Origin of the sequence: Frankia sp. CeD (genome assembly GCF_000732115.1) — a bacterium.
Classification (GTDB): domain Bacteria; phylum Actinomycetota; class Actinomycetes; order Frankiales; family Frankiaceae; genus Frankia; species Frankia casuarinae.
On sequence record NZ_JPGU01000016.1, the window covers coordinates 1 to 11082 of the forward strand.

The 11082-nt window shown below is 69.9% G+C and carries 10 protein-coding genes and 1 pseudogene; 8 read left to right on the top strand and 3 right to left on the bottom strand.

All coding sequences use genetic code 11. The features are described 5' to 3' along the window. Positions 1–1075 precede the first annotated feature (1075 nt). The 4 genes from CED_RS11030 (at position 1076) to CED_RS11045 (ending at position 4290) form a co-directional block, all read left to right on the top strand. Positions 1076–1828, top strand: a complete 753-nt coding sequence (locus CED_RS11030; protein WP_023841754.1) for a glycoside hydrolase family 16 protein — start codon at positions 1076–1078, stop codon at positions 1826–1828. A gap of 150 nt (positions 1829–1978) precedes the next feature. After that, the gene (locus CED_RS11035) at positions 1979–2626 is read left to right on the top strand and encodes a serine O-acetyltransferase (protein ID WP_011438216.1); all 648 of its coding nucleotides are present in this window, start codon (positions 1979–1981) and stop codon (positions 2624–2626) included. A 285-nt stretch (positions 2627–2911) separates the two neighbouring features. Next, positions 2912–3688 (top strand): TIGR00730 family Rossman fold protein, encoded by a 777-nt coding sequence (locus CED_RS11040; protein WP_035910344.1) that lies wholly within the window; start codon positions 2912–2914, stop codon positions 3686–3688. After that, positions 3685–4290 carry a TIGR00730 family Rossman fold protein gene (locus tag CED_RS11045; RefSeq protein WP_011438214.1) on the top strand — a complete coding sequence of 202 codons (606 nt, stop codon included), beginning with the start codon at positions 3685–3687 and terminating at the stop codon, positions 4288–4290. The genes CED_RS11040 and CED_RS11045 overlap by 4 nt, the downstream gene beginning before the upstream one ends. Positions 4291–4305: 15 nt before the next feature. Here the strand turns inward: CED_RS11045 and folP are convergent, their stop codons facing one another. Further along, a complete protein-coding gene (gene folP, locus CED_RS11050) occupies positions 4306–5118 on the bottom strand; it encodes a dihydropteroate synthase (protein WP_084680766.1) in 813 nt (270 codons plus the stop codon). Positions 5119–5310: 192 nt separating this feature from the next. On the opposite strand from folP, the gene CED_RS21510 reads away from it, so the two are divergent. The 3 genes from CED_RS21510 (at position 5311) to CED_RS11060 (ending at position 7897) form a co-directional block, all read left to right on the top strand. Beyond that, on the top strand, positions 5311–5670 hold the full coding sequence (locus tag CED_RS21510) for a DivIVA domain-containing protein (protein ID WP_023841756.1): 360 nt from the start codon (positions 5311–5313) through the stop codon (positions 5668–5670). Between the two features lie 222 nt (positions 5671–5892). Further along, positions 5893–6060 carry a DUF3117 domain-containing protein gene (locus CED_RS22530; protein WP_084680764.1) on the top strand — a complete coding sequence of 56 codons (168 nt, stop codon included), beginning with the start codon at positions 5893–5895 and terminating at the stop codon, positions 6058–6060. A gap of 124 nt (positions 6061–6184) precedes the next feature. Next, positions 6185–7897, top strand: coding sequence for a M17 family metallopeptidase (locus CED_RS11060; RefSeq protein WP_035910345.1), 1713 nt, complete (start codon positions 6185–6187; stop codon positions 7895–7897). Between the two features lie 101 nt (positions 7898–7998). Here the strand turns inward: CED_RS11060 and CED_RS11065 are convergent, their stop codons facing one another. Beyond that, positions 7999–8799 carry a hypothetical protein gene (locus CED_RS11065; protein ID WP_035910346.1) on the bottom strand — a complete coding sequence of 267 codons (801 nt, stop codon included), beginning with the start codon at positions 8797–8799 and terminating at the stop codon, positions 7999–8001. A gap of 152 nt (positions 8800–8951) precedes the next feature. After that, positions 8952–9605 carry an O-methyltransferase gene (locus CED_RS11070; RefSeq protein ID WP_035910348.1) on the bottom strand — a complete coding sequence of 218 codons (654 nt, stop codon included), beginning with the start codon at positions 9603–9605 and terminating at the stop codon, positions 8952–8954. A gap of 165 nt (positions 9606–9770) precedes the next feature. On the opposite strand from CED_RS11070, the pseudogene sigE reads away from it, so the two are divergent. Then, positions 9771–10451: pseudogene (gene sigE / locus CED_RS26160) on the top strand (RNA polymerase sigma factor SigE); the annotation flags it as partial. Positions 10452–11082 lie beyond the last annotated feature (631 nt).

An 11082-nucleotide genomic window follows, 5' to 3' on the forward strand; every position in this document is an offset into this window, starting at 1 on the left:
CTCCCTACGGCTGGTGATCTAGGCAATCCCCGTCCTACCGGGACCCCGTTGCCTCACCGCAGCCACCCTCACCGTGGTGGCCCGCCGTTGTTCCCCCGGACCCCACGGCCCCACCNCCCCACCCACCCCACCGGCTGTCACAGAACGTCATCGGTGGCGTTTCCGCCGGCGCCGGAACCCACCCTCACACGCGCTACTCACAGCGACGAAACAGCAGCCGGGCCCGGATCCTCACACCACCACCGGCCCCAGCCCCCCGCACCCCGTCTCACACCGTCTACCTGCACAAACAGACTTTGCGGGTCACCCTGTGGGACCTGGAGGGCGTGCCGGATTCGTATTGACGCCAGAGGCCCGGAGTGGCGACGCGCGCCCGCCAGTCGATCAGCACATGCTGTGAATCGCCTGTCACCTTCCGTCGAACCACGCTGCGGCGATACCCATTCGCCGCAGGCGGAACGGCCGGCCTAATGGCGTCTAGGCTCCTTGCCCACTTGGTATGGCCAGGGCGCTGTCAGCACCCTGCAGCCGTAACGGTTAATGATCAGCCCGGTAGCATGCACGAATCGAGGCTTCGATCGACCGGTGACCGCGGCGTTCCTCGACCGATGGCTCTCTTGTTGTCGCTGTGGGTGTCCTACGGGTTTGTGGTGGGATGATGCCTGCGCCAGGACGGCGGGATCCCCATTTGCTCACCTCCTCTGACGGATGGTAGTTTCTGCGGAAAATGAGATGGCTTACCGTCGAGTCAACTGGTCGTGCCGGCGGAAGATGTGGGGCGTGGTGGATGAAACCTCGGGTGAGGCGTTGGAGACTGAGTCGACGCGGAGGACTGGTCGCTCTTCTTCTCGTCTGCCTGGTCGTGGGATGTGGAACCTCGAAACGGGAATCTGGTTCGCCGCAGGCCACGCCTCGACCTTCGGTGGCTGGTCCGGGCGTTGGCGGCATGGTGACCTCCTCCGCGCTACCATCCGGCCCACCGTCGGCGACCGGCGCCTCGGCAGGTTCTAGTCCCCGATCCTCCGGAGAGGTTTCTCCGCCGAATGGTCCGCGGACTCCGCGAGAGGATGACGGGATGGAGCCGCGACTGCTGTGGTCCGATGAATTTGACGGTCCGGCGAACGCCTCGGTTGATCCCGCCAGGTGGTTGATCACGCAAGGGGGGAAATGGGGGCCGACGGACGTCTCCTGTTATACGGCCGATCCCCGTAACGTCGGCCTGGACGGCAAGGGCCATCTCAAGCTGACGGCGATTGCGGAGAAATCTCCCGTAAAAACCTGTGGGGATACTCACTTCTCGTCGGGCCGGGTGGAGACCCGCGGTAAGGCCTCCTGGAGATATGGGTACTTCGAGTTCCGGGCCCGGCTGCCGATCGGTACCGGGACGTTGCCTGCTCTCTGGCTCCTAGGGCCGAACGGAATTTATGACTGGCCTCGCTCCGGCGAGATCGATGTCGTCGAGGCGACGGCAAACGAGCCGGCTACGGTCCATACCAACATTGTTGGAGTGGATGGCTCTGGAAATCGTTGGGAGGCCGGCTGGTGGGGGCGGGGAAAGAACTATGTCTACCCAGGTGGCACGCTTGCGGATCGCTATCATAACTATGCTCTTGACTGGGGGCCGAACAGGCTCGACTTCTATTTCGACGGCCTTCTCATCCGCCATCTCGAGCCGAAGGACACGCCGGTTTGGCTGTGGAACAAAGACTTCTATATAATCATGGATGTCGCCGTCAGCGCGAAGCTGAGCCCCCCGCTTCCGCCGGCCTCCGCGTTCCCGCAGACGCTGTTCGTAGACTATGTGCGTGTCTATTCAGGCAGACCTTAGAAAGGCCGGACTTCCAAGATTTTTTCGGCTGGCGCCCCGACGATACTGTGGCAGTGCCCTGCGAAGTGGCTTATACCCGCCGGCTGAAATCAACGATCTACCGGCAGTGGACGACCATTTCTCATCCATTTTTTGCCAGGGGAGTGTTCGTTGAAGAATGTTGTTCTTCGGGACATTGACCGATTTGTCTACTACGACAACGATGGCCGTCGACCCCGCTCGATCGGGGCCAGTCGCATCGCTGCTGTTCTGAACAACCCCGGCCTCCAGGCGATCCTCGTCTACCGGTTCGGTGCGTTCGTCGCAAGTCCGCAGAAAGGCGTAGCCGGGGCGGCAGGGCGGCTCTTGGGCACGGTTGTCTACCGCGTTCTGTCTCGGGTTTCGCAGATCGTGACGGGTATCTGGATCTCCCCCGCCGCCAGGATAGGTCCGGGATTTTTTATCGCCCATTTTGGGGGTGTGATCATTGGTGCCTGTGAAATTGGTGAGAACTGCAACGTAGGACACGATGTGACGATAGGAAAGAGTGGTACTGGCGAGAAGTTCGGTCGCCCGACAATCGGCGATCGGGTGAGTATCGGGACTGGAGCGAGGATCCTGGGTCGTCTTGAGGTGGGAGACGACGCCCTGGTGGGCGCCAATGCCGTGGTAACCCGATCGCTTGCTGCTCGATCGGTCGCGGTGGGTGCTCCTGCCCGCGTGGTCTCGAGCCGGGGCGCCTTCGAGTATGTCGAGTACTTCGGGATGGTGCGGGACGAGGCCAGAAGGGCGTCGCTCGGCCTGGTCAGCTCGCCATAGCCTCGCCCTGACCTCGTCCACCGTCGTCCTACTACCGTGCGGGCATCGTGATGTGTCTGTCGGGCCGTGGCCTATGGTGCCGTGGTGACGCCGTCCTTGAGCCCGGAGCCGCCCTCCCCGCCGCTTGCTGAGGAGGAGGGCGCCGTGCCTTCTTCTGACGACCCGCCCGTGGGACGTCCCACGGCTTCTGGGGCTTCTGGTCCCGCTGCCGATCCGGGAACCTCGGCCCGTCCGGGAGCTCCCGCAGGCGGTGGGACCGGGACCGGTAGCGACACGGGGATCGCGATGGGGCGCGAGCGCCGCATCCCGCCGCCGGAGCAGTTCCGTGGGCCAGTCATTGCCCGGCGTGGCCAGGTGGAGCACTCCACCACGGATCAGCGCCTGCTCGACACCCGCAGCCCCTCGGGGTTCGTCCATTCCGACCCGTGGCGGGTCATGCGGATCCAGAGCGAGTTCGTCGAGGGTTTCGGCCTGCTCGCCGAACTGCCACGGGCGGTGACCGTCTTCGGCTCGGCCCGGATTCCCCCGGACAGCCCGTTCTACGGGCAGGGCCGGCTGCTCGGCGCCGCGCTCGCCGAGGCCGGCTTCGCGGTGATCACCGGCGGGGGGCCGGGCGCGATGGAGGCGGNGAANCGTGGGGCCCNGGAGGNCGGCGGCCTGTCGGTGGGCCTCGGCATCGAGCTTCCCTACGAGCAGCGGCTCAACGACTGGGTCGACCTCGGTGTCAGTTTCCGCTACTTCTTCGTCCGCAAGACGATGTTTGTGAAGTACGCCGAAGCGTTCGTGATCCTCCCTGGTGGGTTCGGCACGCTCGACGAGCTGTTCGAGGCGCTGACCCTGGTCCAGACCGGCAAGGTCACCCGGTTCCCGGTGGTGCTGATCGGCTCCGAGTACTGGTCGGGACTCGTCGACTGGATGCGGACGACCCTGCTGCCCGCCGGCCTGGTCCAGGAGCGGGACCTGCAGATCCTCTCGATCACCGACGACATCCACGAGGCCGTGCGCATCATCCTGGAGGGAACCGCCGGGCACACCCGGCCCGCAGGTATGGATATTCCGTGAACGTCTGCGTGTACTGCGCGTCCTCCGAGCTGATCGACCCCTCGTACGTCCTGCTGGCGGCCCAGACCGGCACCGAGCTCGCCCGGCGCGGCCACACCCTGGTTTCCGGCGGAGGCTCGGTGTCGTGCATGGGGGCGATCGCCCGGGCGGTGCGGGCCAGCGGAGGTTACACGGTCGGCGTGATCCCGCGGGCGCTGGTCGCGATGGAGGTCAGCGACCTGGACGCGGACGAGATCATCGTCACGGAGACCATGCGGGAGCGTAAGGCGCTCATGGACGCGCGCTCGGATGCCTTCCTGGCGCTGCCCGGGGGCCTGGGCACCCTCGAGGAGCTGCTCGAGGTCTGGGTCGCCGGGGTCCTGCGCATGCACACCAAGCCCGTGGTGCTCCTCGACCCCGACGGGGTCTTCGCCCACCTGCGGATCCTCGTCGACGAGATGGTCGACCGCGGGTTCGTCCGCCCGCGCGCCCGGGACACCCTCCGCTGGGCGACCGGCATCGGCGAGGCGGTGGACTTCCTGGAGGCGGGCGTGACAGCGGCGACCGTCACCTCCCCTCCGCCCCCGACCCCGACCCCGCGGGAGATCGTCGAAGGCGACTGAGCCCGTTCCTGTTCCTCAGGCGAGGCCGCGGCGAGCGACGGCGAGGTCGACGTCGCCCCGGATCGCCGCGACCATCCGCAGCGTCCGCCGCGTCGCCGCCACCTGGTGCGCCCGGAAGACCCGGGCCCCGAGCCAGGCGCTGACCGCGGTCGCGGCCAGCGTGCCCTCCAGGCGTTCGTCGATGCCGGTGTCCAGGGTCTCCCCGACGAAGTCCTTGTTCGACAGCGCGACGAGCACCGGCCACCCGGTAGCAACCAGTTCCGGCAGCCGGCGGGTGGCCTCAAGGGAGTGGCGGCTGTTNTTNCCGAAGTCGTGCCCCGGATCGACGAGGATCGCATCCGGCCGGACCCCGAGCGACACCGCCCGCTCGGCGAGCCCCACCGTGGTGGCGACGATGTCGGCGACCACATCGTCGTAGACCATCCGGTGCGGCCGGGTGCGCGGCGGCAGATGGCCGGCGTGGGTGCAGACCAGACCGACGCCGAACTCGGCCGCGACCTCGGCGAGCGCCGGGTCCACCCCGCCCCAGGCATCGTTGAGCAGGTCGGCGCCCTCACCCGCGACGACCCGTCCGACCTGCGCGCGCCAGGTGTCGACGCTGATGACCAGCCGGGGATGGCGGGCCCGGACCTCGGCGACGAAGCCACCCACACGGCGCAGCTCCTCGGCCGCGCTCACCTCGCCGCCGGGCGCGGCCTTCACCCCGCCGATGTCGATGATCCCCGCCCCCTCGTCGACCGCACGGTCGACCGCAGCCAAGGCCTCGGCCGCACCGTATGTCGCCCCGCGGTCGAAGAAGGAGTCCGGGGTGCGGTTGACGATCGCCATCACGATCAGCTCGGTCGGCTCGAAGGTCCGCGGACCCAGTCGTAGCGGACCCAGTCGTTGCGGATCCAGTCGTTGCGGATCCAGTCGTTGCGGATCCAGTCGTTGCGGGGCCGGGTGGGCAGTGTCGGCATGCACCGGGCCAGCCTGCCAGAATCACCACGATCGGCGGGCCGTGGCACGATCGGATGCGTGGTGCTCGTCATCGAGATTGTGATCGTGGCCGCCGTCGTCTTCGCGGTGGCCGCGCTGGCCGTCGGTCGCTTCGATCGGCTCGCCCCGGCGCCGCCGGACGGCGCTCCTACCGGACTACCTGCCGGCATGGTGACAGCCGGTGACGTTGCCCGCACGCGGTTCGGGATGGCGCTGCGTGGTTACCGGATGGCCGAGGTCGACGCCGTCCTGCTTCGGCTCGCCGACGAGCTGGCCTGGCGGGACGAGGAGCTGGCCCGGCGGGACGAGGAGCTGGTCCGGCTGGCCGCCTTCGCGCGCGTCGACACCGCGCCATCGCCGGACGGGCATCGGGATACTCGCTCGCCACAGATCGACGAGTGATCGCCGCCGACTGTCTGTGGCATCACAGTCGACTGTTGGTAGCCGATCGATCTGGCCTATGCAGGGACACGCGCAGGCGTTGTCGTCAACATCGACGCCCACCTCTCGATGTTGCGGCGGGCGNCTGTTGTGATGCCGCGCAGAGACGTGTTTNGGTTTGCGGTCCGGTCTACGGGATAATCGTCGTCAGATGCAGGTCCGACGGCAGGAAGAGGTGCACCGATGGCGGCCATGAAGCCGCGGACGGGTGACGGTCCGCTCGAGGTGACCAAAGAGGGGCGCGGCNTCGTCATGCGTGTCCCGCTGGAGGGGGGCGGTCGGCTCGTCGTGGAACTCACCGCCGACGAGGCGAGTGCGCTGGGGGATGCCCTGAAGACCGCGGTCAGTTAACCGTCCGTGCGTCCGCCCGGGTGTCCGTCCGCGTGCGCCGTCCTCGCGTCCGTCCCGCGGCAGCCGGGTTCCGTCGTGGTCCGGCGGTCCCGGTGAGTCCGGCGGTCCCGGTGAGAAGGCCGGCATGAGCATCGTTGATTCCGCGTCAGGCCCGGCGATCGACGGGCTCATCAGGCTTCCTCCCGGCGTTACCCTACGGTCCGCCACCGTCGCCGACGTCGAGCCCTCGACCGTCGCCCTGGTCCTCGCGTCGTCCGAGAACGGACCCGTGTTCGACGAAACTGCCCGCGGTGTCGGCGCCGATCTCGGACTGGATCTTGCGCTGCTGGTCGAGTCCGAGTCCCTGCGCGGCGATGCGGGTTCGGTGCTGGTGGTGCCGTTGGCCCGGACGGCTCGGCCGACCCGGCTGCTCGTGGTCGGCATCGGCGCCGGTCAACCGGGTGACTGGCGGGCCGCGGGCGCCGCGCTCGCCCGCCGCGCCGGGGCACCGGACCGGCTCGCGGTGGTGGCGGAGCCCGGCGATCCGGGCCTGCGGGCCTTCACCGAAGGCCTGGCGCTAGGCGCCTACCGGGCCGCTGGAGTGCTCGACCGGGCCGCTGGAGTGCCCGACCGGGCCGCTGGAGTGCCCGACCGGGCCGGCCGGCCCGGGCCGGAGAACGGCGCGCCCGGCAACGTCATCGTGCTCACCGGTCGGGCGGACGAGCCCGGGGCGGTGGCCGCGGTCGGCGCCGCGCGGGCGGTGGCCACCGGGGTGTACATCGCCCGCGATCTGGTCAACATGCCGAGTCTGGTGAAGTCACCCGAGTGGCTGGCGAACCGTGCCGTGCGCATCGCCGCGTCGGCGGGTCTCGACACGACCCTGCTCGGCCCCGACGATCTTTCGGCGCAGGGCTTCGGGGGGTTGTGCGCCGTCGGTGAGGGTTCCCCGCGGCCGCCCTACCTGGTCAAACTCGAATATCACGGGCCACCGTGGACTTCTGGCGAGGCCGGGTTGGCGGGATCCACCGGGTTGGCGGGATCCATCGGGTCGGCGGGATCCATCGGGTCGGCGGAGCCGGATGGTTCGCCGGCGGGCCGCTTCACCGATGGTCACCGGGTCCTGGTCGGGAAGGGAATCACCTTCGACTCGGGTGGGCTCTCCCTGAAGCCGGCCGTCCCGATGGCCGGCATGAAGACCGACATGGCGGGCGCGGCGGCGGNGNTCGGGGCGATGACCGCGTTGCCGGCGTTGAACGTGCCCGGGCGCGTCACCGGCCTGCTCTGTCTGGCGGAGAACATGATCGGTGCGACTGCCATGCGTCCCGGCGACGTCATCACCTGCTGGGGCGGGACCACGGTGGAGGTACTGAACACCGACGCCGAGGGCCGCCTGGTGCTGGCGGACGGCCTCGCCTACGCCGCGGGCGCGCTCGACGCGGATGTCATCGTCGATCTCGCCACGCTGACCGGAGCGATCGCCGTGGCGCTCGGCCGGCGCACCGCCGGGCTGTTCAGCTCGGACGACCGGCTGGCGGCGGCGCTGTCCGCCGCGGCGGACAGCGCCGGGGAACGGGTGTGGCGGCTGCCGTTGGTGAAGGAGTACCGGGCGGCGATCGACTCGCCGGTGGCGGACCTTGCCAACATCGGCCGGGCGCTGGACGTCGGGGGCGGTTCCATCACCGCGGCGCTGTTCCTGCGGGAGTTCGCGGGCCGGCGGCCCTGGGCACATCTGGACATCGCGGGCACCGCACGGTCGGACGCCGACGACGGCGAGATCAGCCGGGGCGGCACCGGGTGGGGGGTGCGTACCCTGCTGACCTGGCTGTCGAGTGGGCCATCCCAGACACCGGCGGCCTGAGTGTAGAGCCCCCGGAACTCCCGGATGTTCCAGACGTCCCCGATACCCCGATACCCCGATACCCCTGGATGTCCTGGATGTTGCCGGGCCGCGAGGGGATCTCAGGCCGCGAGACGCAGGAGCGCGGCCTCGTATTCCCGGGCGATGTCCGCGGTGAGGACCAGGGAGACCCGGAGCACCACGGTGCGCTGGACGAAGACGTACTCGGTGACGAGCGGGTTGTCGGCGGTGACGGTGAGGAGCTTCGTCGCCCGCTGCTGCGCGCTCGCCGCGTCCGCGAAGACCTCGATCGCGCCGCCGCGCTCGATCGCGCCCGCGGGGCTTCCGGAGACCTCGTTGACGCCCACCCGCGGATCGCTGAAGGCGATTCTGCTGGTGTAGCCGTTCGTCCGGCCCAGGAGACGATCCGGGTCGGTGGCCGCGCTGTAGACGACGGTGGTGTGCAGCNGCAGGCCCGCGCCGGCCAGCCGGATCGCCACCTGCTCGGCGGTAAGGCCGGCGAGGCCGCCTCCCACGGCCGACGGGGTGGGCACGGCCGTCGGGGAGGGCACGGCCGTCGGGGAGGGCACGGCCGTCGGGGAGGGGGTGGCGCCCGGTGCGGACGGGTGGGCGGAGCGCGCGCCGTGCGCCGGTCCCACCAGGCGGTTCAGCGTGTAACCGGCGATCCCGGCTAGGACCGCCACGACGAGGACGAACGTGATGTAGGGCAGCAGGCTCTCACGTGGGGCGGGCGGTGGCTCGGCGCGGCTGTCGTAGGCGTCCCTGGCCCGGCTGTCGTAGGCGTCCCTGGCCCGGCTGTCGTAGGCGTCCCTGGCCCGGCTGTCGTAGTCGCCGTAGTCGCCGTAGTCGTCGTAGTCGTCGTAGACGTCGTAGCGCCGGTACTCCTGCGCGGCCGGTGCCATTTACTCCCCAAGGCGTAGGAATGTCACGCTTAAGCGCACCTTACGCGCCCACTGAGGAGCCACCGGGTACCGGCACGATCGGCCGGCCCCGATCGTGTTACCGCGGACCGGCCACCTCGCCCGGGGTGCCGGTCACCCGCCCGGGGTGCCGGTCAGCCGACCGGGGAGGACTTGGCGACCACGGCGACCAGGAGGCCGCCGCCGGTGGTGAGGAGCATCTGGGTAAGCCGCACGTCGTCACGTACAGCTGTGGCAAGTTCGCGGACCGCCACCGCCTCGGGGCCGGTGGCCTGGCCCTGGGCCAAGGCCAGCACGCTGGCGAACGCCACCACGCCGCCCGGCCGCAGCAGCCGCAGGGCCTGGGTGAGGTACTCGGTGCCCTCACGCCGGTCCGCGTCACAGAACACGAGGTCATAGGCGCCGTCGGTCAGCCGGGGGAGAACGTCGAGGGCGCGGCCGGTGATCAGCCGGCTGCGCCCGGGGGNCATCCCCGCGTCGGCGTAGGTGCGCCGGGCCAGCCGAAGGTGCTCGGCCTCGACGTCGATGGTGGTCAGGGTTCCGTCGGGCCGCATCCCGCGCAACAGCCAGGTACCGGAGACCCCGGTACCTGTGCCGATCTCGACCACCGCGCGGGCGCCCACGGCAGCGGCGAGGAAGCGTAGGACCGCGCCGGTACCCGGGCTGACCGGGACGATCCCGACCTCCTCGGCTCGGGCGCGGGCAGCGCGAAGGATCGGGTCTTCCAGCAGGAAGCCCTCGGCATAGGCGGCGGCGGACTCGAGTTCGCCGATGTCAGTGTCCGGCATGACTTCCTCAGCCTACGGGAACGGGAGACCGAGGACGCGCGTTCATCTGGTCAACGCGCATCGTGTCGAGGATCGAGGGGAGAAACATCGGTGTCCGCAGCGGGATTCGCCGCTCCCTGGCCGGCTCGTCGGGTACGTTTGACGCGAACCGACCGAGAGGCGGCCGTGGCTGCTCAGGACCCCGGGGCGGGCTCGGACGCCGCCGGCGTCGCCGCCACCGCAGAAGCTTCTGGTTGGGTTCCTCCTTCCTGGGAAGACGTGGTCCGTGAGCACGGCAACCGGGTCTATCGCCTCGCCTACCGCCTCACCGGTAACGCCCACGACGCCGAGGACCTGACGCAGGACGTGTTCGTCCGGGTGTTCCGGTCGTTGGCGGACTACACCCCCGGCACCTTCGAGGGGTGGCTGCACCGGATCACCACCAATCTCTTCCTCGACCGCATGCGTCGCCAGCAGAAGATCCGGTTCGATGCGCTGCCCGAGGACACCGAGCGGCTGGCCGGCCGCGAGGCGAGCCCGGAGGCGGTCTACGCCGAGGCTCATCTCGACGCGGACGTCGAGGCCGCGCTCGCCGCTCTGCCGCCCGACTTCCGGGCCGCCGTCGTGCTGTGCGACATCGAGCAGCTCTCCTACGAAGAGATCGCTCAGACGTTGGGCGTGAAACTGGGCACAGTGCGCAGCCGGATCTCGCGCGGTCGGGCGATGTTGCGCGCGGCGCTGGCTGATCGCGCGCCACGTACTGGTGACGGCGCCGCGTTGTCCGCCGCCGTGACGGTCTCGGACGACGCCCTTCTCACCGCGGAGCCCGCCGTCGGGCCGGTGGCGGCGGAGCTCGCCGAGGCGGACGTGGCGCCGCCGGACACGACCAGACCGCGTCGGGACCGAGGCGACGACGGGCGGCCCAGAAGCAGGGGACGGCATGGGCCCGTCGCCGCCGGGAGCAAGGGTGGTGCTCCGCGGGAGCGGCGGGCGNGNCCGAGCATCTCNGCGATCGGATCTCGCCTCTCATCGACCATCAGCTTGATCATGACGCTCGTGATCGCGCGCTCGCGCATCTTGCCCGCTGCGGGGAGTGCCAGCGGGAGGTGGCGGCCCTGCGGATGGTCAAGGCACGGCTGGTTGCTCTCGATGGGCCGGATCTTCCTGGCGGCCTCGCGGTCCGGCTGCTGAGCCTGGGCGGTCTGACCGCGCTGCCCGCGCCCCCGCCGGGTTCGTCCCCGCGCTCCCCGCGCTCCCAGCGCTCCCCGCAATCCCAGCGCTCCCAGTTCCGTCCTGCGCCGGACAGGCGGGGGCCTACCCGTCTCGACCCGGTCAGGCTTCCCGGGGCGTTCACGGTGACAGTACCGGCCCTGCTGCCGCGTTCCGTCGAGCTCCGACAGCCCCCCTTCGATCCNCGCCCGGGCGCCGGCNCTCGTCCCGCCTCGCCCAGGCCCGCCGCTCGACCGGCGCCGGCAGCCACCGGCGGGGCTGCGCGCGG

Excerpts from the sequence above, each read along its gene's own strand:
- CED_RS11030 (WP_023841754.1), top strand. The coding sequence starts at position 1,076 with ATGGAGCCGCGACTGCTGTGGTCCGATGAATTTGACGGTCCGGCGAAC.